Source organism: Schlesneria paludicola DSM 18645 (assembly GCF_000255655.1).
GTDB lineage: Bacteria > Planctomycetota > Planctomycetia > Planctomycetales > Planctomycetaceae > Schlesneria > Schlesneria paludicola.
Genome location: NZ_JH636434.1, coordinates 2,651,052 through 2,676,373 on the forward strand (window position 1 = coordinate 2,651,052; position 25,322 = coordinate 2,676,373).

The window sequence follows — 25,322 nt, forward strand, 5'->3', positions numbered from 1 at the left end:
TGCCGATGCGTGATAGATATTCTTTCGACGTTATACTGTTTATTGTCGAAATCCCTCGGTCCACAACAGTCACTGCGAAATCGCCTCGATGCGTTTCGAAAGTCAGAATCACTATGCCGAAACTTCTCGTTGTGGATGATGACCCGCTCATTCTGGACTGCTTTCGGCACGCATTCTGTTCTGATCAAATCCTCGTTCAAACGGCCGGGAATGCACAAGAAGCGCTAAGTCTCGTTCAGAAAGACGATTTCGATGCCATCGTCACCGATCTGCGGTTGCCCGGAACATCGGGATTAGAACTGCTGCGAGAACTCCAGCAGCGGCAAAGTCGCACCCCAGTAATCCTGATGACCGGTCATGGAACCGCGAATACCGCAATTGATGCCATGCGGTTCGGCGCGTTTGACTATCTCTTGAAGCCGCTCGATCTCGATGCCCTGCAGGCGGCGATCGACCGCGCACTCGAAGCCTCACGCATGGCGCGGACCCCCACGAAAATTGCGGCGGACAACGAACTGGATTCTTGTTCCGTCGATTTGATCGTGGGACAATGCCCGGCAATGCAGGAAGTCTATCGTCAGATCGGCCGGGTGGCCGGGCAAGACGTGATTGTGCTGATTCTGGGCGAAAGCGGTACCGGCAAAGAAGTCGTTGCACGGGCCATCTACCAGTACAGTAAGCGATCCGACAAACAGTTCCTTGCGATCAACTGCGCCGCAATTCCAGAAAATCTGCTGGAAAGCGAGCTCTTCGGTCACGAGAAAGGTGCCTTCACCGGCGCGGAACGCAAGCGCATTGGAAAATTCGAACAGTGCGATGGTGGCACGTTGTTTCTTGACGAAATCGGCGACATGACGCCCCTGACGCAGACAAAGGTTCTGCGCGTCTTGCAGGACCAGCAGTTTGAGCGGGTCGGCGGCAGTGATTTGATCCGTACGAACGTACGTTTGATCGCCGCCACCAATCGCAATCTGACCGAGATGATGGAACAGGGAACGTTTCGTAATGACCTCTATTATCGCTTGAATGTCTACACCATCCATTTGCCGCCGCTGCGGCAGCGCAATGGTGATCTGCCTTTGCTGATTCATTATTTCCTGAAACGATTCAGCAAGGAACTCGAAAAGGATGTTCAGCGTGTCTCGCCCGAGGCCATGCAACTGCTGGAAGCCTATACGTGGCCCGGCAACTTACGAGAATTGCAAAGCGTGCTGAAACACGCCGTCGTCGAGGCGATGGGCGTGGTCATTCTGCCAGAATCGCTACCGGACCGACTTCGAGGAACGTCTGGCGATGCCGGGTCATTGAAGCCGATCCCAAGTGCGGCGGAACTGACTTCCGACAACGAACTCAGCCGATTCATTCAGGAACGGATTCAGTCTGGAACCGAGCAACTGTACGACGAAGTCATCCAGCGCGTTGAACGAACGTTGCTGACGGAACTCTTGCACCAGGTCGAAGGAAACATCAGTCGCGCATCGGCGATTCTCGGAATCTCTCGCTCAACGCTGCGCGTGAAGCTCAGTGCGCTCGGAATACAGTTGGATCGTTCCGTTCGCGTGTCAGACTGACCCGTGACGCTGTCGCCAATCCGTGATCGATGCCCCTGATTGACAGGGCCGACTGATCGCGACGCCTCTTGTGCGTTCTTGTCGGACTGTCGAACTTCATCCAACTGAAAAAAAACACTCCAGGTGTTCCCCACCTGATGACGGTCTGGCGGCATTCCATCGCTGCGCCGACTCGCGATTCCAGGTAGATTTTCCAATCTCCGGATCGATTCCGCAGATTGATCAATCGTGGCACGGGGCCTGCTTTTCGATCGTTTCCGTTCTTCGCGGATCAGAGCTGGGTGTTCAGACACACCAGATCGACTTCGATTTCGCCTGGAACGCAGTTCGAATGAATCGGAAACCGATCATGGCCGCCATTGATGTCGTACTCCATCCCACCGACTTTTCAACACAAGCCGATCAGGCTTTTCACTTGGCCTGCTCGATCGCCCGCGACCACTTCGCGCGGCTTGTCGTCCTGCATGTCTTGCCGCACTCCAATGAGGCACCGGACGACGAAGATCTCGCGCTCGTCGACGAGGCGAGTACGGAATATCTCAAGTGCCGTGAATCCTTTCAGCAAATGTGCGCGATGGCGGGTGATGTCCCTGTGACGTTTCGCCTGGTGAAGGGCTATCCCGTAGGCATGATCCTGAAAGTCGCCCGGGAAGAAGATGCGGACCTGATCGTCATTGCGTCCGAACAGCATCGTCAGTCGCCGTTTCGGCTGCATGGCAGCGTTGCAGAAGGAGTTTTCCGTCAGTCGCATTGCCCCGTGTTCTGCCTGCGTCAGCCTGAATCGCCCTTACGCGCCGCTTCAAAGCCGTCAACCGAAAAGCGCACCTCTCCGGCATTGTGACACGTTTGACCAACGCTCTCGGATCATGACCAAATCCACGATACACCAGACCCATCCACCGGAGTTCACGATGAAAGTCGAAGTGAAACGAATTTTGTTCCCCACCGACTTCAGTCCGCCGGCACAGCAAGCTCTGCAATATGCCATGTCACTTGCCGAACGATTTCAAGCAGAACTTCACGTGATGCACGTGATTGCCCCGCTGCCGGTCACGCTGCCTGATGCAACCACTTCCTGGACAATCCCCGATTCCACCCAAGACATCCTGCTCGAGCAGACACGTCGGCGACTTTCAGAACTGATTGGTCAGAAATGGGCCGAGCAGCATCGGACGATTCTCGTGGCGGACGTCGGTTTCGCCGTCGACGAAATCGTCCGATACGCGAAGCAAGAGGACATCGATCTGATCGTGGTCGGAACCCATGGTCATTCCGGCTTCTCGCGACTCCTTCTCGGCTCCGTCGCGGAAAAGCTGGTCCGAATCTCCGATTGCCCCGTGCTGACCATTCATCCCACCGGACATCAATTCGTCGACGAGGTGGGAACGGCGACCAAGGGATGAACGAGCCTCTGTGCGACGCAGCCAGCCTGACGAATCGTGTCGCACGGAAATGCCGGAATCCGTTTCAGATGTGATGCAACTCAAAAGGAGAAATCAAACATGCTTAAATTTTCCAATCGATCCTTACGCTGGTTTGCCTGCGTGGCAGTCGTCGTCGCGGTGGCTGCGGTTGTCGAACTCAGCGGTTCGCGACCCCAACCTGTGGCGGCCGAAGAGTCGTCGCTCGACCTGCAAGCCTTCATGCGGAAGAAGTTAGGGGCCTCGTCCCAGATTCTGGAGGGTCTGACGGTAGAAGACCCCGGTCTGATTCGCCAGGGCGCGGCCACTCTGCTGGAGATGAGCAAAGTCGAAAAATGGAATGTCCTGACCGACGCCGACTATCGCGATTTCAATCGTGATTTTCGAACTGCCGTGCGGAAACTGGATGAGGCCGCCGCCAAATCAAATCTCGATAATGCCATGTTGCAATGGATGGATGCCATGAAAGGCTGTGTCGAATGCCACAAGTATGTCCGAAGCCAGCGGCCCGTCTTGAAGAAGTAACTCCGCAGACATTCAGCCCCATTTGAAATCGCACCCAGGCGCGAAGAGTTCCGTCCCCAATCCCCCGTTCGGGAGAGTCCGTTGTGATCGATCGCCTCTGTCAGACATCGATTGCCGGTGTCATTATTCTGTGCCTGATCGCGGGCTGCCATCGCGCCGAGGTTCCGCAGTTCGCCAGCAGCGATGCGGCCCGTGAATTGTCGCCCGAATTGCAACAGGCGGTTCGAAGCGAACTGGAAAAACACACCGGAAGCTTTCTGAAAACCAAACTGCTTTCCGACGAAGATGAACGTACTGTGGATCTCGTGCGGGGCCAGGCCGTTTACCAACAACGGTGCGAACAATGCCACGGCGTCACGGGAGACGGAAAGGGCCCGGCTGCCGTGTTCATGTATCCCCGGCCTCGCGACTACCGCAAAGGGATTTTCAAATTCACATCGACGCCTTATGGCTTCCGGCCCTTGCGTGAAGACCTGCTTCGGACCGTTCGACAGGGGATTCGTGGAACTTCGATGCCCGGATTCAGCCTGCTACACGAAGCCGATCAGCAGGCGGTCGTCGACTACGTCCTTATGCTGACGCGCCGCGGCGAACTCGAAGCAGAACTTGTCGACATGGCCGACGTTGACGAGAAAATCACGCCAGAAGACGTCGAATCGCAACTGATTCCCCAGGTCCTTTCGCGCTGGACGCAAGCCGAATCCTCGGAAGTCCTGCCGATGACGCCGCAGCCCAAATTTACGACGGCCGAAGTCAAACGCGGTCAGGCGGCATTCCTGTCGAAGGGATGCTCGAAGTGCCACGGCGACGACGGTCGCGGTCAAACGGCCGAAAATCGTGGAGCAGATGCCTGGGGACATCAGACACGTGCCGCCGACCTAACATCGGGAATGCTGCACGGCGGCAATCGACCGATCGATATTTATCGCCGGATTCACAATGGAATTAACGGTACGCCGATGCCGGGATTTGCCAATGCACTGAAAGACCAGCCCGAAACGATCTGGGATCTGGTGGCGTACGTCTTGTCCGTCACCAATCGCCGGCGACAAGGAGACATCCCTGCACCGGGTGCGATCAAGCCTTACGTTCCAGTTTCTGCGGCAGCGACGACATCGACGCACGTTGAACATTGACAACGATGAGGGCGAGCGGGCGATGACACGGCGAACGTTTAAAAAACATTACGTCTGAATTTCCGAGATGCCCGTCCTTGAGAGTCTCCGGTGACTCTCGGCCTCACATCCGTTTGATCCAATCGAAATTGCATCCATCGCACTGGCCCCTGGCCCATGCTGCAACCCATGTTTGATCCTTGAGAGAAGGGCAGTCACCGTGACATTCGATGCTCAGAAAGTCCGTGAACTGGAAGAACTACGGAATCGCCTCGACCAACTCGAAGCAGAAATGAAAGAGGCTGGTCCGATTCAGCCGTGGCCCCCGCAGGGATTCTATTCCGAGTACTACGCGACGACCGGATTTTTGCTCGGCGCCTTCGGAGCAGCCATGAGTCTGCTGGTGAATGTCATCGGCGCGCCAATCGCCGGCAAGTCCCCCCTGGAGTTAATTCGAGTCTACTTGACGTTTCCCTTGGGCGAGCGGGCGCTGGAGCTCGCGTCGGGAACGAAGGATGTCTATGCCATCGGTGACGGCGTCGTCCTCGCCGTTGGCTGCTGCCTTTACCTGGCGACAGGGATGATTCTTGGTGTTCCCTTTTTCGTGACACTCGTCCGACTGACTCAATTCAAGTCATTCGGATACCGCCTGGTGGTCGCGACAGGACTGGCGGTCGCGCTGTGGTTCATCAATTTCTGGCTGATTCTGTCCTGGCTGCAACCGCTGCTGTTTGGCGGCAACTGGATTACGAATTCGCAGTATTTGCCGAGCTGGGTGGCGTTGTCGACGCATCTGGTTTTCGGCTGGACGTTGGCAGTGCTTTATCCATGGGGTGCTTTCGAAGCCTACAAACGACCGACGTCAGATCCCGTTTCAAAATGACATGCAGCAACTGGCAGACACGTTGAATCGGCTATCAAGTTCATCAGAAAGAGTGGAATGACTCCTCAATCGCACGAGATCACCGCCAATCAGACCATGCCGCGGCACGAGGATTTGGTCGATGGCCGCATTGTCCTTTGGTACTTCATCGCCGCACTGACGTTCATGACGGTCTCGATGCTGGCGGGCCTGCTGATGGGACTTCAGCTCATCCGGCACAATCCGCTTCCGGCGATCGAACTGCTGTCGCCAGGACGATGGCGCATGATCCATACAAATGCCATCGCCTACGGGTTCCTGGCCAACGGCTTTCTGGGGATCATGCACTGGGTCGTTCCCCGGCTCACGCTGCATCCGGTGTTTGATCGCCGGCTTTCGTACCTGATCTTTTTTGCATGGCAATTCGTGGTGCTCGCAACCGCCGTCGGATTGATGTTCGGTCAGGCGCAAGGCGTGGAATGGGGTGAAACACCCGTCTGGATCGATCCCCTCGCCCAGTTGGGGCTGCTGCTGGTCGCGATCAATTTTGGTGCCCCGATCTTGCAAGTGAAAGGACCGCTTTACGTCACGCTTTGGTACTACTTGGCGGCATTGGTCTGGACCTTCTTGACGTACGCCATGGGAAACTTCGTCACCGAATACTTCGTCTGCGGATCAAGCGCCGGAGCGATCGGGGGACTCTTCATCCACGATCTCGTGGGGCTGTTCGTGACCCCTCTCGGCTGGGGAATGTTGTACTACTTTGTGCCCATTCTTCTACAGCGGCCCATGTGGAGTCACGGTTTGTCGCTGGTGGGATTCTGGGGCCTGGCGTTCTTTTATCCTCTGCAGGGCATTCACCACTTCCTGTACACACCGATCCCCATGTTCCTTCAGTATGGAGCGGTCCTTTCCACAATTGCGCTCGAATTTGTCGTGATCACGGTGATCATTAACTTCCTGGGAACCCTGTACGGAACGGGTGGACGCGTCGTTCGCAACCTGCCTCTGCGATACTTCTATACCGGAATCATGTTCTATTTCCTGACATGTCTGCAGTGTGCCCTGCAGGTCACCATGACATTCCAGGCGTTGATCCACTTCACCGACTGGGTCGTCGGACACGCCCATATGGTGATGTTCGGAGTGTTCAGTTTGTGGCAACTGGGAGTGATGACCTATCTGGTTCCGCGAATTCTGAAGACCGAATGGTACAGCGAAACCTGGTGCGAATGGCACTTCTGGGCATCGAGCGGTGGGCTGATGGTCATGGCCGGTGATCTGATTCTGGGAGGGCTGTTTCAAGGATGGTCCTGGGCCGCGCTCCACCCTTGGGAAACATCCATCCAACTTTCGATTCCATTCTGGTCGGTCCGCCTGGTCGCGGGACTGGTCATGTTCTCGGCTCAGATTCTGTTCGTCGTCAACTTCTACATGACGTGGCAGAAATCGAGAAACCTGCTGCCGGCCATCAATGTTGTCTCGCCGCTCGCATCGTAAGTTTTCTTAACAAGAATCGAACCACATTCGATCGTTCATTCGTCGAGACATCGTTCAGAAAGTCACCTTATGTTTGAACGTAAATCAGGCATCCTATTGATCGCGGGAGTCGGCTTCTTCGCGATCGCATTTCTCTCAAATGCTGTGGTCCCCATTCTGATGTACCGGCATCTGCCCGAGCAAACGGCCGAACAACTGGTCAATGGCAATCTGCGCTATCAGTTTGAAGACCTGGCACAACGCTTCCCGCAAGCCTTTGAAACGGCCTATGGGAAACCTCCCGAAGATCTCGAAGCGGCCGGCCACTGGTACGACGAAAATTGTGCCAAGGCACTTCGGTTGGGGCGACAGATCTACGTCGGTGAAGGGTGCTGGCACTGCCATAGCCAGTTCGTACGTCCCGTCTCCAATGAAGATCGCCGCTGGGGGCCCGTTTCAAAGTCCTGGGAATATCAGAACGAACTTCAACGTCCGGTGATGTTTGGAACCCGGCGCGTGGGTCCCGATCTCAGCCGCGAAGGGGGACGCCGATCCAACGATTGGCATGCCGTGCATTTTTTCGATCCGCAGACGCTGTCGAAAGACTCACCCATGCCGCGCTATCCGTGGCTGTTCGATGGAAAACCAGACCAGCCCACCGCTCGTGGCCTGGCACTGATCACCTATGTCCAATGGCTCGGGTCGTGGCACGAGACCTATCCGTATTACGAAGACTACTTGCCTGTTCCGATCAAGACGGCAGCCCTCGCGGAGTAACCCCATGACCACGTCCCATCCAGGACCGGCCACAACGTCGCAATCGACGTCGACGGTCACCAGCTCCTCCTCTGACTCCACCGCAAATCAACTCTCGACAAAGGACTCGGCTGTGATCGAAACGAAATCCGAGCCGCCTTATCGCACGCACTGGCTGACGTGGTTCTTTGCCGCCCTCGTTCTGATTCCCACCATTCTGGGCTTCGCCAACAAGTTCCTGGATCTGGTGCTCGTCGTTCAGGGGGATGAAGAGGGTGCGTTCGCCATTACGCCGATCATGAACTACCTGTTCGCGACGGCGGGCTTTTTGTGTTTGCTGCTTTGGACGGCCTCACGCGGCGCATTCCAGGATCTGGATCGTCCCAGTCGTACCATGTTTGAAAATGAACAACGGTTGGACGCGATGGGAGACTTCGCCCGCACGTCGCCAGCTTCGGAAGGGCCGTAAATGTCGCCAGAAAAAAACACGCCAGATGATGAATTGAACTATCACACCTATTCCAGCCATGTGATCCCCTGGTACGTCCGCTTGATGTGGTTGATCTTCTGGATCTTCGCCATCGGCTACGCGATCACCTATTTTCTTCCGGCAATTCAGTCCGAGCTCCTGTCGCCACCATGAACCAGCCCTCGCCACAGCACGACTGTCCAGAGCCCGCGCGATGTCACTATTGTGATCTGCCGGTGGCAAGAACCAGACAAACCTCGGAACCAGAATTCTGTTGTTTTGGATGCCGGTTCGCCGCCAGCATCACCAGTTCCGCCCCGGGAACCGAATCGGTGTTCGGCCCCGCCACCGCTCTGGGGCTTTCCGTCTTTTTTACGATGAATGTTGTGATGCTCACCATGGCTCTGTGGAGCTACACCGGGCAGACCCAACTTCCCTTTGAGCTCGCGCTTCGCAACTTTCTGCGGTATGGCGCGCTGGCGTTCTCGGTCCCCGTCTTGTTGCTCTTGGGCCGACCGCTCATCAGTCACGCCTGGGCCGGCCTTCGTAATGGACGAGTCTCGACCGACTTGCTGCTTTCGATTGGAGTTCTCGCCGCATTCGCATTGTCCGCCCTGCACACGCTGCGCGATGAGGGGCATGTCTATTTTGAAGTGGGCTGCGTGATTCTGGTCTTTGTCACGCTTGGCCGCTGGATGGAAGCGGCCGGACGAGCCCAGGCGTCACATGCGCTGGAACATCTCGAACGACTCGTTCCGGATCTCGTCCATCGCGCGAACGCCGTGGGTGAGATCGACGTTCCTCGGGCGCTGATGGTGGTCGGTGAACACTTTCGCGTTCGGGCAGGTGAACGAATTCCCTTGGATGGAAGGATTCTGCGTGGACGCGGCGTCGTCGACGAACAGTTCTTCACGGGTGAAAGCTGCCCGATCGAAAAGAACTGCGGAGATCTTTTACTGGGCGGCACGATCAATCTGGATGGAGACCTCTTGGTCGAAGTTACCGCACCACCCACGGGCGGCGCCTTGGGAAAACTCATCAACGCCGTACGCATGGCCCGCATCTCGAAAGGTCGCTACCAGCAGCTCAGCGATACCTGGTCACAATGGTTTTTTCCCATCATCAGCGTGGTGGCGATCGCCGCATTTGTCTTTCACGGCCTGCGCGTGGACTGGGATTACGGCCTCTTAACGGCACTTTCGGTGGTTCTCATTGCCTGCCCCTGCTCGCTGGCACTCGCCACGCCGCTTGCGATCTGGGCCGCGATGGGAACCGCGGCCGAGAAGGGAATCCTCTGCCGTAGCGGTGCGGCCTTGGAAACACTGGCGGGCATCCGCGCGATCCGCTGGGACAAAACAGGAACGCTGACCACGGGCACACCGCAAGTCCTGCAAATCGTCGGCGAATCATCGGCCGACCGAATGAACGTCATCGCGACAGCGCGGTACATGACCGCCTCGTCCAATCATTTGTTTTCGCGCGCGATTCGTGACGAGTTGACCGATGTCGTCGGCGTGACTTCGACCGTTTCCGATTCGACACCTGTGCCTGCCGATCCCGAATCCCAATGGCCCGTCGGAAACGTCCGCCATGATCCTCACTCAATGGATCTCGCAGGTGACGTTCAGACGATCCCCGGCCGCGGACTGCGCCTGGTCACACTTCACGGCGACACCGTTCTACTGGGATCTCCTTCGTTGATGAACGACAGTGGACTGTCCTGGGGACCGCACTTGTCCACCGTGCTCCATGCCCCTGTTTACATCGACTGTCCCGTCGTCGCGATCGGTTTTCGGGGGGCGGTGCGCGGTCTCTTTATTCTTGAGGAAACGATTCGTCCAGAAACGATCGAGGCGATCGAGGAATGCCGCAATCGAAGTCTGGATCAGTCGATTCTGACAGGCGATCGCGCGGCGCGTGCGATGTCTTTCTCGAAAAAGCTGAACCTGCCCGTTGAGGCAGAGCTACTGCCCGAGGATAAACTGGCGGCTGTTCGTTCAGCACACGATCAGTATGACCTCGTCGCGATGGTGGGCGATGGACTGAACGATGCCCCGGCGCTGGCTGCTGCCGATGTCGGAATTGCACTCGGCTGCGGAGCGGATGTCAGTCGCGATTCCGCCGACATTTGCCTGCTGACGACCGATCTGCGGCTTGTTCCTTGGATCTATGATCTTTCGCGACGAACCGTCAGGACGATCAGGACGAATTTGGCATGGTCGTTTGCTTATAACAGTGTCGGCGTGATCGTCGCAGCCTCTGGCCAACTTCATCCTGCACTCGCCGCCATTCTGATGGTGGCCAGTAGCCTGATGGTACTCGGAAACTCATTGCGGCTCTCTTCAAAGTCGTCTTTCTTCCGCCACGATTCGGCGCAGGGAATGGGCGGCGCGACGTCAGATGTCGCGCCGCCCGACTTCCGGGCATACCCAAAGGCGACGCCATGACTCCCTGGTGGCTGATCATGTTAAGCGGATTACTTGGCTCGTCCCATTGCCTGGGGATGTGCGGAGGGTTTGCCGCACTCGTGGGATTGAACACGGGGACGTTCGCTGCGAACTTGCGTGCTCAACTCTGTTACAGCGCTGGACGCATCATCAGCTATTCGACTTTGGGAGCGGCGGCGGGATTCGCCGGCAAGCGACTGATCGAATCGGCTCCACAAATCGTGCATGTTCCGGCGATCTTGTGCCTGATTTCCGGCCTGTTTCTCATTCGAGAAGGACTGGCAGCCACGGGAATCTGGCGGCGCAGCGTACATGGACATTCCACAACAGGTTGCCTGCTGCGCCCCTTGTTCTCGACCATCCTGAAAACCCCCGGCCTGCGAAATGCCTTCACCGCCGGAATTTTGACGGGACTGCTGCCATGTGGTTTGGTCTACGCCTTTGTTTCGTTGGCGGCCAGTTCGCATGATCTCGTCAATGGCATGCTGACGATGATCGCGTTTGGTGTGGGGACCATTCCCCTGATGCTGCTCGCTGGCTGCGGCATGTCCTGGTTTCACGTGAACACACGGCAACGCATCTGGCAGATCTCGGCCTGGTCCGTCATGGCGACGGGACTCCTGACGGTAGCACGCGGCGCCGCCTTCCTTGGAATGCCCGAGAACTCGCCACCAGAAGCCTGTCCGTTCTGCGCGAAACAAACCAATCTCTCTCAGCCATCGGCTCCAGCATCTCCTTTGGCTACGACCTGGTTCGCGAGTTGGAAATGAACGTGACGAAATCGACGAGTCCACTTGCGACGCCGGATGCCAGCCCCAAGATCCAAAGAGCCACACGAATGTCTTCGCCCCCCGCCACGTTCTGGAGCCGTCATCTGACGATCATCAATTTCTGGATCGATGTATTTCTACTCGTGACATTCATGATTCAGGCCTGGATCATTGCGGTCCTTCAAATCGTGTTTCCACGCGGTGCCGGACTCGATTGGAAAGTGTGGGGCGCGACGTCGGTCGACTGGATCGACTCCCTGACAACGACATTCTGCATCTTTGCCGCCGCCGTCGTCGTCCATGTCATGTTTCACTGGACGTGGGTCTGCGCGGTCATTTCGACTCGATTGCTCGGTCGAAAAGCGGGCAAGGATGATGGATCACTGACGTTGATCGGTGTCGGGACCATCGTGGTCCTGGTCCATCTGCTACTGGTGGGTGTCATCGCGGCCAAGGCCGGACTCCGCGGACCCAACTGAACCGCCACGACGTTGCCCCTTGATTCGGTGGGCTCGATTCACCCCGCTCGATTGACACTTGGCCCGTTCATTTCGCATAACGGTAACGCATGCGGCGGCCCCGCATGAGCAGCGTGTTGGAACCGCGCGGACCGGCTTTCCGCAGATTCGAAAACGCCATGATGTCGTCATGACGAAGGCGTTAACTCTCTGTTTCAACAGGCTGCCAGGCCATCCAGACACTTTTCCATAAACGTGAGAATCGATGCGCTACCAGATCACGTCCCTCTTGCTGACCTTCGTCGCTGTGACAGGTTTTTCGAGTCTGAATGCGGAAGAACCTGCTGCCGTTTGGAAACTTTCCGGCGACACCAAAAACGCCGTCTCGTCGTCCCCCGACGGAACGGCGCTGGGGCTCTCTTATTCGACCGGTGTCTTTCCCAAGCAGTACGCCACGTTGAATGGACGGGGCGACCATGTGCGAGTTCCCGCCCATGCGGCCCTGCAGCTGGGCACCTCTGACTTCACGCTGTCACTCTGGGTCCATGCGTCGGATTCCGCCGATGATGACCTGGGAGATTTGCTCAGCAGTTTTGATCCGAAGACGCGAACGGGGTTTCATCTCAGTTTGCGAACCAATTCGGGCGTGACTCATAGTCAAGCCAATTTCCGGCAACTGCAGTTTGGCGTTGATGCGGGAACCGATCCGATTTTCACGGATGAGGGGCGTCCTGGTCGCGCTGTCTTCGGCCAATCGATGGCCGTTCATGACGATCGCCTGTATGTCGGAACGTGTGAGGCCGGCGTCGATCAAGCCGGGCACGTGTTTGCCTACGAAGGCGCTGACAAGTGGACCGACCTGGGTTCACCCGATAAGGCCAACAGTATTACGGGAATGGCCGCCTTCGACGGTCATCTGTATGTCGGGTCCGGCAAGTACCGGCTGGGGGGATCGTCGCTGCAGGAATCGGAAAACCCGAATCTGGGCGGTCGCATCTTCCGCCTGAACGACAAGTCGCAGTGGCAGGAAGTCGGCCACCTTCCCGGTGTCGAGGCAGTCGGCGGGATGGTCAACTACAAAGGCAAGTTGTACGTAAGCTCGCTCTACAAGCCGGCCGCCTTCTTCCGCTACGACGGCGACCAACGCTGGACACCTCTCAGCCTTCCCAATGGGAAACGCGTTGAAGCACTCGGTGTGTTCGACGGAAGCTTGTGGGCCAGTGGCTACGACGAAGGACACGTCTATCGATTCGACGGCGAGACTTGGACCGACATGGGTCAGGTCGGCGAAGCGGCCAATACCCAGACCTATGCGTTTGCCGCGTACCAGGGCAAGTTGCAAGTCGCGACCTGGGCGACCGGGAAAGTGTTCGAATGGAACAATGCACAGTGGATCGACCGAGGCCGAACCGGAACGGAACTCGAAGTGATGGGAATGCTGGTTCACAACGGTTCGTTCTATGGGGGGACTTTACCTCTCGGTCAGATTTATCGTTACGAAGGTGGCGAACACTGGGAACTGCTGAAGCAGCTCGACACAACTCCCGACGTGAAGTACCGCCGCCTCTGGACGATGGCGCAGTATCGCGGAAAGCTGTTCAATACGACGTTGCCATCGGGACATATCTGGTCGATGGAGACCGGTCTTTGTACGACCTGGGATCGCGAGTTTCCCACCGGCTGGCACCACATCGCCGCACAACGCGCGGGAAAGGAACTGCGGCTCTTTGTCGACGGAGAATTGGTTTCGAAAGCGACAAGCAGCGCGGCGACCCCACTCAACCTCTCAAACGATCAACCATGGCAGATCGGCGCCGGCAGTGGCGATTTCTTTCACGGCGCGATGGCTGATGTGCAACTCCATCGCTACGCCCTCTCCGCCGACGAGATTCGAAAATTGGCCACGAAACCGTGAGTCAGACCAGCTCCACCTTCGGCCCTCCAACTCCAGTCTATCCCTCGTTACCAAGCGGGAGCTTCGTTCCCTCGTTACCAAGCTCCCGCTTGGTAACGCCTCCTACGATTTGACATTCTCCCGAGCAGGAAAGTGGCCACGGCCCGTCGTACACATTTCTGACGTCTAGGAAGCGTCGCCAAGTGGAAGCATGGCAACGAGGAGAATACGCCTTTCCCTCGCTACGACGCTCCCGCTTGGAAACGCCTCTTCATCTCCCTCCGTCCAAATTCTTCCCACTTTTCTCAAAAATCTGGCAGAATGCGCGCCGGAAATAGATCGCTCGCGCCACTATCTATCGAAAACCATGAGCATCGCCGAACTCAACGCCGAGTTGATCACTGCTTCGCCCGCGCCCAGCGATCCGGAGTTGATCGAACGTTTCGTCGGTGCTCGTGATCAATTCGCATTCGCCGAACTCGTCCGACGACACAGCCCCATGGTCCTGGGCGTTTGCCGCCGAGTCTTACGCGACGCGAACGATATTGAAGACGCGTTTCAGGCCACTTTTCTGGTCCTGATTCGCGATGCCAGACGAGTGCGGAAACAAACGTCTCTGGCAAGTTGGCTGTATGGAGTCGCCTATCGGATTTCCCTGCAGGTCACACGCCAGAAACGACGACGACGGGAGACCACTCTCGTGGAAGAAGACAATGTGATCGATCTCGGAATCCTGGCGGGAGTCGCGGACCGCCACGATCACCAGCTTTTGGATGCGGAACTGAACGCACTGCCAGAACGGTACCGCCAGCCACTGGTGCTGCGATATCTGGCGGGAAAGTCTCCTAGCGACGTGGCCACGGAATTGGGGCTGACCGTCGGTGCGGTCGAGGGGCTGCTCAAACGGGGAAAAGACGAATTACGACAGCGGTTGCTGAAACGTGGAGTGACCATTGGTGCCGCGTTAACTGCGATTCAATTGGCGCAAGGATCGACATCGGCAGTGGCATCAGAGGCTTTGATCGAAGCAACGGTCCAGACGGGCCTGGCGTGGGATTTCTCCTCCTGCCGCTTTGCACCGGAACGAATCTCAAGTCAACACATCTCAACACGGGCGCTCGAGCTCGCCGGAAAGGAAGTTTTCGTCATGACAACGGGAACCAAAGCGGTATTGACGATCGGTCTGACATTGGGATGCCTGGCTCTGGCAACAGGAACCATCGGCTATTTCGACGAGGGATCACAGGGAACCGCCCAGGCGGCTGGAATTGTCTCGACCCTTTCGGCGCTCCAGGGAATCGAAAACGCCGCCAGCATCGCGACGCTTGCGGTCGACCCAATTCAGGCGGCGGATTCGAAACCGGCGAATTCCGAGCGTCCCCAATCGGACGAGTTCAAGCCAGGTTCCAAAAACGCGACCTTCAATTCATCCGAATCCGAGACCACTGATGCATTTACCAAAGCGAAGGACGTCAAGCTTCCATTTGGATCAGTCCAGCTCCCCAAACCCATCAGGAAAAAATGGGATACGAAAAAACGGAGCGCAAAAGCCCAACAGATCCTGACCGAATTGGAAGTGAACTCGGAAGCGAACTTCGTCGACACACCTCTTCATGAAGCCATTGACGTCTTCAAGTCGACGCACGGGATTGCCGTTCAGTTCGACAACAAAGCTCTCAGCGATGAGGGAATTTCCACGGATGTTCCGGTCACGCTGACGGTGAATGAGATCCCTTTGAAAAACACGCTGCGGCTCATGTTAGACCCCCTTGCACTCGACTACGTGCTGGAGAATGATCAATTGATCATCACCACCCAAACGCGCGCCCAAAATACGTTCGAGACGCGTGTGTATTTCGACAAGCCACTAATCGCCTCGCCGGCGAACAACGCCCCCCTCTTGAAGCAACTGGTCGAAGTCATTCCCAAATCGGTACACCCTGACTCGTGGGCACCTCAAAAAGATGGCGATCGGGTCGCCGGAGAAGCAGAAGGAACGATTAGTATCTTTGAACAAAAGCTGATCATCCGTCAGACTCAACGAATTCATGACGAAATCAACGAGTTCCTGGACGAACTCTTGGGTGAGCAGCGAGTAGATGAAACAAAACCAACCAAGGCGAACCCCGGCTTTTGATGTTGCGAATGTTTGTCCTGCACTGCCGTTTCCCCTCGTTCCAAATCGTTTGCGGGCCAAATGGCCCAGCCATTCCACCAGCCCAGCCCAAAGGAGGCCGCAGGACTCCGACGGGCTGGGTTCCCCCCCAAAAAACTCCATTGAGGCCTGTAAGGCCGATCATTCACCCAAGCCGAATTCGCGTCCCCTTCAAATGGCCGGTCCTACAGGCCTTTGTTCCTACACTTCAGAAATGTAGACATCGATCCGAGGCCACTTTCCTGCTCGAGACAAGAAAGTGAATCGCAAGAGGCGTCACCAAGTGGTGCTTGGTAACGAGGGAAAAAATGTCGCCACGCTCGTTCGCATCGGCTGTCCCGTGCCCTTCAGTGCCATCCGTGGTAAAACCATTCGTCCACAGGTGCTCGTGGTCGATCGTTTCTCCCGGGAATTTGGCTGATGTCTGCTTATGTCGATTTGGTGACCTCGCTACGGCAAGGATTTCCGCAACCCGTCTCTGATCGTGTCCACGATGCCTACTTCGTCTTCTCGTTCTTGCGAGCACTCGATCAACTCGATGGGATGAAGTCGGTCTCGCCATTGCTGGGCAAAGCAGTGACGCTCGATTACGACGCGGCGAAACGATCGCGCGTCGAAGAACGACCGCAATCCCTCGAACAAGTCACGCAGATGCTGGTCGAACATCTGTCCGGCATGTTCATCTGGGGTCATCCCCGGGCCCAAATCAACGTCATCCCTCCCCCGACGATCGCCAGCGTGATTGGGGGCCTGTTGCCGTCGATCTACAACCCGAATCTGGTCAGCGAAGAATCGTCGCGCCAGGTCGGGGTCGCCGAGGTTGAAGTCTCGACAATGACTGCCGAATTGATTGGCTATGATCCCGCTCGTTCGGCGGGACTCTTCACTTTCGGCGGTACTGGCACGCTGCTCTACGCCGTCAAACTGGGCCTGGAAAAAGCCTGCCCCGGTACGGCGGACCGCGGGATCACCGAACGAGCGGTCATTTTCTGTTCCGAGCGGGCTCACTATGCCTGCCTGAGCGTCGCGAACTGGCTGGGAATCGGACGAGGTAACGTGATCTCAATCCCGTGCTCGGTCGACAACGAAATGCAGGTCTGTCTGCTCGAATCGATGGCGCGCGATGTTCTCAAAAATGGCGGCAAGATCGCCGCGATCGTGGCCACCATGGGCACCACCGACCACTTCGGCCTGGACGACCTGAAGTCGATCCGCGAGATCCGCGACCGTCTGGTGGATGAGTTTCACCTCGACTATCGCCCGCATCTCCACGGCGACGCGGTGATTGGATGGGCGTGGTCCGTCTTCAACGACTACGACTTCGACAAGAACCCGCTCGAGTTTCGCCTTCGCACCGTCCGGGCTCTGGCTGGAACCCGGCGACGGATTCGCGAGTTGCCTTTGGCCGATTCGGTTGGCATTGATTTTCACAAGACCGGATTCACGCCCTACGTGTCGAGTCTGTTCCTGGTCAAAGAGGCAATCGACTTGGAATTGATCACTCGCGCACAGTCGGACACACCGTATCTGTTTCATGACGGCCACTATCATCCCGGTCGGTATACGCTCGAAACGACACGCGGAGGCAGTGCGCCGATGGCCGCCCTGGCGAATCTCCGGTTGTTCGGCAAGGACGGATTCCGCGCCTTGCTGGGACACGTCGTTTCGATGGCCGAGGTCTTACGCGAACATCTCGAAGGCCACGCCGCGACCACAGTCGTGAACCGCGGCAACTTCGGTCCGGTCACGCTGTTTCGAGTCTATCCCGACGGAGTCGACACCTTCAGCATCACAGAGCGCGAGCAAAAGGATGCCACCTACCGCGACCAGTTACGGCTTCACAACGAATACAATCGCCGCATCTATCAACTGGTTCAGGCCGATGCATTGCAAGGTGGCGGTGTCGTGATCTCGTTGACTGATTGCTACCGCGAGACGGACTATGGCGAACCCATCGTGGCCCTCAAGAGCTACATCCTGAGCCCGTTCTCCGAAGAACAATATATCGACGCCGTCCTCGAATCTTTGTGGAAAGCCAGAGCCCAAATCGCCGCCGAACAAGCGCAGAAGCCCTGATGACAGAACACATTTCCTTCGCCCCGAAGGCGGCGAAGGGGAATGCGTCTGCGGGCAACGCGATTCGTTGTTTACTCCGGCCCTGCCAGACTTCGCAACCGCGTTACCAGGCGTGGCATACCCCCCTAGGCCGCAATCGACCGCTCCACCGACTCAGGCTTGTTGTCCATCCAGCTCAGAATGAGTTCGGCGGTGCGACGCGTGGCCCCGGTGCTATGGATCTTATTGCGAAGATCCTTGAGTTCCGTCGTGGCTTTCGCCAAAGCGGCTGGATTCTCGAGCCATTTGCTGATGTCCGACACGATCGCATTGATCATCGGTTGAGGATTCCCCACATTGAAATGCTCGGGCATCATCATCCGACCGGCAATCAGGTTGGGCAGCGAGAAATACTTGCAGACAATCACCATCTGCCCAATCAAATACGTCGCCCAACTGGATCGATAGATCGTGACATAAGGAGTTCCTCGCGCCAGCATCTCAAGACTGACCGATCCCGAAACATTCACGGCACAGTCTGCGATCTGAATGATTTCGGGAGTCTTGCCGACAAAGAACGACACAGGCAGAACCTGCTGCAACTTTTCATATTCCTGGATGCAGAACTGCCGCTGGGTTTCCTTGTAATTGGCCACCAGGAAATTTACGTCAGGAAATCGTTCGTGCAACCGTTGGATGGCACTCAGCATGACGGGCCAGCAGCGATTCAATTCCTGCTTTCGTGACCCGGGCAGAATGGCCACCGTTTTCAAATCGCCATTGCCCCATTCTCGACAGAACGAGTCATCGAGCTTGTGATCGGCCACTTCGTCGAAGAACGGATGACCGACGTACATCACGGGAATTCCCCGTTCGGCATACCATTCGGTTTCAAAATTCAAACCGGATAGAACGAGATCGACATACTTCCGGACACGCTTGATCCGCCACGAACCCCACGCCCACAACTGAGGCGGCATGTAATAGACGACGGGAATTCCGCGAGCTTTCGCCTTGCGCGCAATCCACCAGTTAAAGCCTGGAAAGTCGACCAGGACCACCAGATCAGGCTTGTGCTGATCGAAGTACGCCTCGGCCCGCTTGACCAGTTTGTAGAACTTCCAGATGAGAGGAAGGACCGCAAACACCCCCATCACGGCCATGGTCGTCAGTGGAAACAACAGGTGACAGCCGGCCTGTTCCATGGACGAACCACCAAACCCCGAGATCCGCAAATCCGACCGACGTCGGTTCAATTCTCGAATCAAATGTGCCGCGTGCTGGTCGCCACTCGGTTCACCGACAGAAAAAAAGATGTGCATCATTCAGTACTCATGCTCGAAACAAAGGCTGATCGCGTCGCCAAGGGCGCACCGTTCCCAGAAATCGCCAATGAGGTCAAGCCCGAAATGAGGAATTGCGAATTCCAGCAGACGTCACAACCGCGATGAGTACCTGAACAGACAGATTTGGAGTGCCGCCACGCGTTGGGGCGCGAACTCTTCGAGGGGCGCGAGGAAGAAAGCGCGTTGTGCCACTGACCAGTAGCCTATTGAAGTAACGGGGACTGGCACCGACCAGATGAAAAAACACCATGACATCGTGAACGCCAAGGTGCCTGTCCCCCTTACTTCAACAGGCTGCTTTGAGTCTTTGAAATCGCAGTGGCATAGTCAGGCGATGTCATGGACGATTCTATTCGGCAGTTTTTATTTGCCACTGGCTGTGCCAGTGCTCGATCAGCATTAATCCGTAGCAGGACAATGAAGGTTGTCGAGAGACCTTTCACAAGGGATTGTCCTGAAAGACGATTGCCGTTCGATTCCCAACCAACGATGTTCCTTGTTCCTGCATCGACTGAGACTGGCACAACCGGTACCACACAAAAACCAAGAAACGAATCATTCACACCGTGACCTGCAGGGCCGACAATTCCTGTGGACGTCGTTACGGAAACCTAACGCCCGACGCTTTGCCCCGCGGCCGCTTTCTTCTTCAAATCGGCGACGAACTTGATGTTGTCTTCGCCGACCGTTTCCGTCAGTTCGCGGCGCATATCGCGATTCACGGCGATCTTTTGCTCCAAAGGCTTCATCGAGATATAGCGTGTGCGTTTCTCGGAACTGGCGATGTCAACGACGAGCACAACCTCGGCCTTGCCGGGCGTCTTGAGCAAAATGTCGCGGACACGTTCAATCACGCGAATGTCGTGCAGACCTTTTTGGAACTTGATCAAGACCTGATGCGTGAACTCTTTCTCGACTTCTTCCAGGGTCCACATCGCGTCGATGATCACGTTCGGTTCACGATTGCGTTTGTCGACTTTGCCGCGAACGAATCGGACCTGTTCCATTTCCACTTTTTCGCCCAATCGGGCAAATTCTTCAGGCCACATGATGCAGCGCACCACGCCCGACGGATCTTCAAAGTCGAAGTTCACATATTTCTGATGGCCATTTCGGCTGGGCTTCTTCGTCTGGGCCTTTTTGATCGCCGAAACCATGCCGCCCAGCACGACGGTTTCCGTGTCCGCGACATCGACAAGCTGCTTGGCTTCGTGCGTCGAGAACTGCTTGATGGTGGCGGACATCTCAGACAACGGATGTGACGTCAAAAAGAAACCCAAGGCTTCTTTCTCGAAGGCCAGCATCTCGCGTTTGTTCCATTCCGGCATGTCCGGCATCATCGACGCACTGGTGTCGGGGCTGTTCGCGGCGGGAGCTTCTTCTTCGTCCCCTCCGAACAGATTCTTTTGCCCCCGCTGTTTGTCCCGCTGAATCGCCGCCGCGCCCTGCACCGCGCGTTCGATCACCGCGAACTGTTGTGCCCGCCGGCCACCCAGACTGTCACACGCGCCGGCTTTCACCAGCAGTTCCAGCACGCCTTTGGTGACATGCTTGGGGTCACAGCGTTCGGAGATCGCGAACAAGTCTTTGAACGGTCCATTCTTGTCGCGTTCCGCGATGATCGCGCCAATCGCGGCTTCACCAACACCTTTGATCGCCCCCAGGCCGAATGTCAGCTTGTCACCCAGCACCGAGAATTCGACATCACCGACATTGATATCCGGCGGCAGGATCGCGATCCCCATGCGGCGGCAATCGTCGACGTGTTCGACCAGCTTTTCCGTTTCGCCCAGTTCGCACGATAGCAAGGCTGCCATGAACTCCTGGGGATAGTGGGCTTTCAAATAGGCCGTCTGGTACGCCACCGCACCGTAGGCCGTACTATGGCTCTTGTTGAAGCCGTAGCCTGCGAACTTTTCGATCATGCCGAACAGCTCGATCGCTTTTTCTTCAGGGAGGTTGTTCTGAACGGCCCCCTTCAGGAATTGCTCACGATATTTGGCGATCGTTTCCAGCTTCTTCTTGCTGATCGCCTTAATACACTGATACGACTGAGGCAACTCGATACCCCCCAGCCGATTCAGGATCCGCATGACCTGTTCCTGATACACCATCACACCATAGGTTTCGTCCAGAACCCCATCGATGATTGGATGCAATCGTGGCAGCGGCAGTCGACCGTGTTTCACGTCGACATAGGTCATCACCATCCCGCCTTCCAGCGGACCGGGACGATACAAGGCAGAGGTCGCGATGATGTCGGCAAATTTGTCCGGCTTCATCTTGGTCAGCAAGTCACGCATCCCGCCGGACTCAAGCTGAAAAATCCCCTTGGTTTCGCCGCGTTGCAGCAGGGCGAACGTCGGCTTGTCGTCGAGCGGCAGTTTAACCGGGTCGATGTCGACGCCGCGATGCTTTTTGACGTTCTTCACGGCCTTGTCGAGAATCGTCAGGTTACGCAGACCCAAAAAGTCCATCTTCAGCAGACCGGCCTTTTCGACCGTCGGACCTTCCCACTGCGTGATAATGTCGGTCTTACCCGAAATCGTCTGCAGGGGAATATATTCCGAGATCGGCCTGTCCGAGACCACGACACCGGCGGCATGCGTTCCAGCACTGCGTGCAAGGCCTTCGATCTGCTTGGCCAGATCCAACACCTCGCGAATCTTCGGATCGCGGTTATACAGATCCTGCAGTTCCGCGCTTTCCTTGATCGCTTCATCCAGGGTGATGTTCAGCGTCTCGGGCACCATCTTTGCAATGACGTCGACGTCTTTGGGCGGAACCGACAACACGCGCGCCACGTCACGGATCGCGGCTTTGGCCTTCAAGGTTCCGAACGTACCGATCTGCGAAACGTTCGACGAACCGTATTTCTGTTTCGTGTAGTCGATGACCGCCTGCCGACGGTCGCGACAGAAGTCGATATCGATATCGGGCGGTTCGGTTCGACTGGGATCAAGGAATCGTTCGAACAGCAAATCGTATTCGAGCGGGCAGACGTGACTCAGCCGCAGCACATACGCGACGAGAGCACCGCAAGCCGAACCTCTCGCACTGCACGGAATCCCCTGTTCCACCGCGAAGCGAACGAAATCCCACACAATCAGGAAGTAACTGGCATAGCCCATCTTTTCGATGACGGACAATTCGAAGTTCATGCGCTCGCGATGGGCGTCCGTAATTCCCTCTTCGCCATAGCGAAACACCATCCCCTCGAAACACAGGTCACGCAGATAATCGATATCGCGTTTGCCGGCCGGGGGCTGGAAGACCGGATAGTGTCGGGATTTCAAATCGAGATCGATATCGACGCGATTCGCGATTTCCTGCGAACGCTGCACGGCGTCTTCAAAACCGGGAAACGCGTCATACATCTCTTCCGGACTACGGACGAACAACTGGTCCGTATCCATCTTCATCCGGTTGATGTCAGACCGTTCGACCTTCGTATTCACACACAGCAGCACGTCGTGCATCGCCGCGTCGGACTGATTCAAATAGTGCGCGTCGTTGGTCGCGACCAGTGGCAAACCCATGCGGTTCGCCAGGTCGACCGTCATATCCATGCACTGCTTTTGAATGTCGAATCCGGCGTTCTGGATTTCCATGTACAGCCGGTCGCCGAACACTTTGGAATACCAGGCGGTCAGCTTTTCGGCTTCCTGATCACGTCCTCCGAGCAACAACTGAGACAACTCGCCCGCGGCACAACCCGACAGCAGGATCAATCCCTCGTTGTGCGCTTCGAGCAATTCCTTGTCGATTCGCGGACGATGGTAGAACCCTTCGAGATACGCCGCGGACGACAATTTCACCAGGTTCTGAAATCCAACGCGATTCATCGCCAGCAGCGTCAGGTGATAGCAGGCATCTTTCACCCGCGACGCACCGGATTTATCGAATCGGGAACCGGGCGCGATGTACGCCTCAAGCCCGAGAACGGGATTGATCGACGCGCCGCGGCATTCGTTGTAGAACTCGAGCGCCCCATACAGATTGCCGTGGTCGGTGATGGCGAGCGCATTCATGCCCGCGCCTTTCACCTTTTTCACGACTTGATCGACGCGGTTCGCTCCATCCAGCAGGCTGTAATGCGTGTGACAGTGCAGGTGCACAAACGGGCGAGCAGCCCCCGACGACGCGGAATCCAGGGCAGCATCAGACATCTCGGCATCCTTCCACATCGCGGCAATCGACAAGAGACGCTCGCGGGTCAGCGAGCCGGGCGTGATTGTATCGCGGCCAACTGAACTCTCAATCAACGTTCCCGCGGTTCAGGTCGATCCCCAGCCGACGCGGTTCGCCCCGCTTGGCGTTAACCTCATGGCCGTCAGGCTTTCCCCCATCCGAAGAAATTCACGACCATATTCCACGTGTCGACTGATCGAAGATGACTGTTTTGTCAGCCAGCGGGAACCGTACGCCAGGGCCACTTCGACGACGTCAGTCACTTGCATGCATTCGCGGTCTGATCAACAATTCGTGTTCACCGATTCATCGATCGCATCCGTTGCGATCACTCGTCGAATCGACGTCCGTTTTTCTGAAAGTGAACGTTTTTTCATGACCGATCCACACGATTTCACCCGAAAACTGCAAAAAGACAATGGATCAAAAATCGTCCTCGTCGTGGGAGACGGCTTGGGTGGCTTGCCGCTGGAACCGGGTGGGAAAACGGAACTGGAAACGGCCAAGACGCCGAACCTCGACGCACTCGCCCAGCGCGGAACGTTGGGACTCAGCACCCCCGTCCTGCCCGGGATTGCCCCCGGTAGCGGCCCGGGACACCTCGGACTGTTCGGCTACGACCCTGCGAAGTATCAGATCGGCCGCGGCGTGCTCGAAGCGTTGGGGATCGATTTCGAACTGGGTCCCAACGACGTGGCGATCCGCGGCAACTTCTGCACCATCGACGCGGCAGGCAACATCACCGACAGACGCGCCGGTCGCATCCCGACCGAAGTCGGCAGCAAACTGAGCGAGAAGCTGAATCAGATCAAGGTTCCGGGCGTCGAAGTGTTCGTGCGGGCTGGGGAAGGGTATCGCACGGTACTGATCTTCCGCGGTGAAGGCCTGGGCGGCGATGTCGCCGATACCGATCCGCAAAAGACGGGCGTACCCGCACTGGAACCAACCGCCCGCTCCGCCGGAAGTGCGAAGACGGCTCAGGTTGCCAAAGAGTTTCTCCGACAGGCGAAAGAAGTCCTGAAGAACGATGCTCCGGCCAACTTCCTGACGCTCCGCGGTATCGACAAGATGCCCGCGATCCCCGCGTTCAAAGACGTCTATGGCATGCGCGCCGGGGCGATCGCCGTTTATCCGATGTACCGCGGCCTGGCACGACTGGTCGGAATGGACATTCTGGACGCTGGACACACCATCGACGACCAGATGAATCGCCTCGAAGCGGCCTGGAATGACTACGACTTCTTCTTCATTCACTGGAAGTACACCGATTCGTCCGGCGAAGACGGTAACTTTGCACTCAAAGTCCAGCGCACAGAAGAATTGGACGCCGCGATCCCTCGCGTCACGAAGTTGAACCCCGACGTCATCGTCGTCACCGGTGATCACAGTACACCCAGCAAGATGAAGTCACATAGCTGGCACCCCGTTCCCGTCCTGCTGTCAGCAAACAATTGTCGCTTTGACGGTTCGACCAAGTTCGGCGAATCCCAATGTCTGCGTGGCGGACTTGGCCAGTTCGAAGCCAAGTACCTGATGCTGCAGGCGATGGCACACGCTGGCCGTCTGGAAAAGTTCGGCGCATAAACGGTGTGAAACACCGATTCCCTCCAAGAAACCTCTCGATCCATCGGGAGGTTTTCTTTTTTTGAGTCGTGAAGATCGATCCCCGCTTTCTCACGACGTCAAGACGACGCCCGTTAATGGAACGCGTCCAACGGGATGGCGAACACCTCAAGGCCTTTCAATCGCGGCCCCCGCGAACCAATCTTCCAAACGATTGGAACATTGGACCAAATTGATCCTGACAC

General features: G+C 56.8%; 19 protein-coding genes. 17 read left to right on the forward strand and 2 right to left on the reverse strand.

The annotated features are described in order from the left end of the window. Positions 1 to 113: 113 nt before the first annotated feature. The 16 genes from OSO_RS0113170 (at position 114) to OSO_RS0113250 (ending at position 17,998) form a co-directional block, all read left to right on the forward strand. A complete protein-coding gene (locus OSO_RS0113170; protein WP_010583759.1) occupies positions 114 to 1,571 on the forward strand; it encodes a sigma-54-dependent transcriptional regulator in 1,458 nt (485 codons plus the stop codon). A 331-nt stretch (positions 1,572 to 1,902) separates the two neighbouring features. Then, the gene (locus tag OSO_RS47895; protein WP_157605173.1) at positions 1,903 to 2,412 is read left to right on the forward strand and encodes a universal stress protein; all 510 of its coding nucleotides are present in this window, start codon (positions 1,903 to 1,905) and stop codon (positions 2,410 to 2,412) included. Between the two features lie 70 nt (positions 2,413 to 2,482). Then, entirely contained in the window at positions 2,483 to 2,974 is a 492-nt protein-coding gene (locus tag OSO_RS43365; protein ID WP_010583761.1) for a universal stress protein, read from the forward strand. A 99-nt stretch (positions 2,975 to 3,073) separates the two neighbouring features. After that, positions 3,074 to 3,517, forward strand: a complete 444-nt coding sequence (locus OSO_RS43370; protein WP_010583762.1) for a hypothetical protein — start codon at positions 3,074 to 3,076, stop codon at positions 3,515 to 3,517. Between the two features lie 83 nt (positions 3,518 to 3,600). Continuing rightward, positions 3,601 to 4,653: a cytochrome c gene (locus OSO_RS0113190; protein ID WP_010583763.1), complete on the forward strand. Its 1,053-nt coding sequence runs from the start codon at positions 3,601 to 3,603 to the stop codon at positions 4,651 to 4,653. 199 nt (positions 4,654 to 4,852) lie between these two features. Beyond that, complete coding sequence (locus OSO_RS0113195) at positions 4,853 to 5,515, forward strand: hypothetical protein (protein ID WP_010583764.1); 663 nt, start codon at positions 4,853 to 4,855, stop codon at positions 5,513 to 5,515. 57 nt (positions 5,516 to 5,572) lie between these two features. Beyond that, entirely contained in the window at positions 5,573 to 6,994 is a 1,422-nt protein-coding gene (locus OSO_RS0113200; RefSeq protein ID WP_010583765.1) for a cbb3-type cytochrome c oxidase subunit I, read from the forward strand. Positions 6,995 to 7,063: 69 nt separating this feature from the next. Then, on the forward strand, positions 7,064 to 7,750 hold the full coding sequence (locus tag OSO_RS0113205) for a cbb3-type cytochrome c oxidase subunit II (protein WP_010583766.1): 687 nt from the start codon (positions 7,064 to 7,066) through the stop codon (positions 7,748 to 7,750). 4 nt (positions 7,751 to 7,754) lie between these two features. Next, positions 7,755 to 8,198: a hypothetical protein gene (locus tag OSO_RS0113210; protein WP_010583767.1), complete on the forward strand. Its 444-nt coding sequence runs from the start codon at positions 7,755 to 7,757 to the stop codon at positions 8,196 to 8,198. Continuing rightward, entirely contained in the window at positions 8,199 to 8,372 is a 174-nt protein-coding gene (locus OSO_RS50790) for a hypothetical protein (RefSeq protein WP_010583768.1), read from the forward strand. 62 nt (positions 8,373 to 8,434) lie between these two features. Beyond that, positions 8,435 to 10,645 (forward strand): heavy metal translocating P-type ATPase, encoded by a 2,211-nt coding sequence (locus tag OSO_RS0113220; RefSeq protein ID WP_157605174.1) that lies wholly within the window; start codon positions 8,435 to 8,437, stop codon positions 10,643 to 10,645. Next, on the forward strand, positions 10,642 to 11,415 hold the full coding sequence (locus tag OSO_RS0113225; RefSeq protein ID WP_010583770.1) for a sulfite exporter TauE/SafE family protein: 774 nt from the start codon (positions 10,642 to 10,644) through the stop codon (positions 11,413 to 11,415). Before OSO_RS0113220 ends, OSO_RS0113225 begins: the two co-directional genes overlap by 4 nt. A 68-nt stretch (positions 11,416 to 11,483) precedes the next feature. Further along, positions 11,484 to 11,894: a hypothetical protein gene (locus OSO_RS0113230; RefSeq protein ID WP_157605175.1), complete on the forward strand. Its 411-nt coding sequence runs from the start codon at positions 11,484 to 11,486 to the stop codon at positions 11,892 to 11,894. Positions 11,895 to 12,138: 244 nt separating this feature from the next. Further along, positions 12,139 to 13,788: a LamG domain-containing protein gene (locus OSO_RS0113235; RefSeq protein WP_010583772.1), complete on the forward strand. Its 1,650-nt coding sequence runs from the start codon at positions 12,139 to 12,141 to the stop codon at positions 13,786 to 13,788. 346 nt (positions 13,789 to 14,134) lie between these two features. Then, entirely contained in the window at positions 14,135 to 15,904 is a 1,770-nt protein-coding gene (locus OSO_RS47900; RefSeq protein WP_010583773.1) for an RNA polymerase sigma factor, read from the forward strand. A 438-nt stretch (positions 15,905 to 16,342) separates the two neighbouring features. Next, positions 16,343 to 17,998, forward strand: a complete 1,656-nt coding sequence (locus OSO_RS0113250) for a pyridoxal phosphate-dependent decarboxylase family protein (protein ID WP_010583774.1) — start codon at positions 16,343 to 16,345, stop codon at positions 17,996 to 17,998. A gap of 125 nt (positions 17,999 to 18,123) precedes the next feature. Here the strand turns inward: OSO_RS0113250 and lpxB are convergent, their stop codons facing one another. Continuing rightward, on the reverse strand, positions 18,124 to 19,302 hold the full coding sequence (lpxB, locus tag OSO_RS0113255) for a lipid-A-disaccharide synthase (protein ID WP_237729279.1): 1,179 nt from the start codon (positions 19,300 to 19,302) through the stop codon (positions 18,124 to 18,126). Between the two features lie 632 nt (positions 19,303 to 19,934). Next, entirely contained in the window at positions 19,935 to 23,492 is a 3,558-nt protein-coding gene (dnaE, locus tag OSO_RS0113275; protein WP_050986147.1) for a DNA polymerase III subunit alpha, read from the reverse strand. 397 nt (positions 23,493 to 23,889) lie between these two features. Here dnaE and OSO_RS0113285 point away from each other — a divergent pair, with 397 nt between their 5' ends. After that, positions 23,890 to 25,098 (forward strand): 2,3-bisphosphoglycerate-independent phosphoglycerate mutase, encoded by a 1,209-nt coding sequence (locus OSO_RS0113285; protein WP_029246968.1) that lies wholly within the window; start codon positions 23,890 to 23,892, stop codon positions 25,096 to 25,098. The last annotated feature ends 224 nt before the right edge of the window (positions 25,099 to 25,322 follow it).

What these genes read in the sequence shown, in the direction of transcription:
- OSO_RS0113170 (WP_010583759.1), top strand. Translation starts at nt 114, where the DNA reads ATGCCGAAACTTCTCGTTGTGGATGATGACCCGCTCATTCTGGACTGC.
- OSO_RS0113225 (WP_010583770.1), top strand. Translation starts at nt 10,642, where the DNA reads ATGACTCCCTGGTGGCTGATCATGTTAAGCGGATTACTTGGCTCGTCC.
- OSO_RS47900 (WP_010583773.1), top strand. Translation starts at nt 14,135, where the DNA reads ATGAGCATCGCCGAACTCAACGCCGAGTTGATCACTGCTTCGCCCGCG.
- OSO_RS50790 (WP_010583768.1), top strand. Translation starts at nt 8,199, where the DNA reads ATGTCGCCAGAAAAAAACACGCCAGATGATGAATTGAACTATCACACC.
- OSO_RS0113200 (WP_010583765.1), top strand. Translation starts at nt 5,573, where the DNA reads ATGACTCCTCAATCGCACGAGATCACCGCCAATCAGACCATGCCGCGG.
- lpxB (WP_237729279.1), bottom strand. Translation starts at nt 19,302, where the DNA reads ATGATGCACATCTTTTTTTCTGTCGGTGAACCGAGTGGCGACCAGCAC.
- OSO_RS0113285 (WP_029246968.1), top strand. Translation starts at nt 23,890, where the DNA reads ATGACCGATCCACACGATTTCACCCGAAAACTGCAAAAAGACAATGGA.
- OSO_RS0113250 (WP_010583774.1), top strand. Translation starts at nt 16,343, where the DNA reads ATGTCTGCTTATGTCGATTTGGTGACCTCGCTACGGCAAGGATTTCCG.
- OSO_RS0113210 (WP_010583767.1), top strand. Translation starts at nt 7,755, where the DNA reads ATGACCACGTCCCATCCAGGACCGGCCACAACGTCGCAATCGACGTCG.
- OSO_RS0113205 (WP_010583766.1), top strand. Translation starts at nt 7,064, where the DNA reads ATGTTTGAACGTAAATCAGGCATCCTATTGATCGCGGGAGTCGGCTTC.
- OSO_RS43365 (WP_010583761.1), top strand. Translation starts at nt 2,483, where the DNA reads ATGAAAGTCGAAGTGAAACGAATTTTGTTCCCCACCGACTTCAGTCCG.
- dnaE (WP_050986147.1), bottom strand. Translation starts at nt 23,492, where the DNA reads ATGTCTGATGCTGCCCTGGATTCCGCGTCGTCGGGGGCTGCTCGCCCG.
- OSO_RS0113235 (WP_010583772.1), top strand. Translation starts at nt 12,139, where the DNA reads ATGCGCTACCAGATCACGTCCCTCTTGCTGACCTTCGTCGCTGTGACA.
- OSO_RS47895 (WP_157605173.1), top strand. Translation starts at nt 1,903, where the DNA reads ATGAATCGGAAACCGATCATGGCCGCCATTGATGTCGTACTCCATCCC.
- OSO_RS0113230 (WP_157605175.1), top strand. Translation starts at nt 11,484, where the DNA reads ATGTCTTCGCCCCCCGCCACGTTCTGGAGCCGTCATCTGACGATCATC.
- OSO_RS43370 (WP_010583762.1), top strand. Translation starts at nt 3,074, where the DNA reads ATGCTTAAATTTTCCAATCGATCCTTACGCTGGTTTGCCTGCGTGGCA.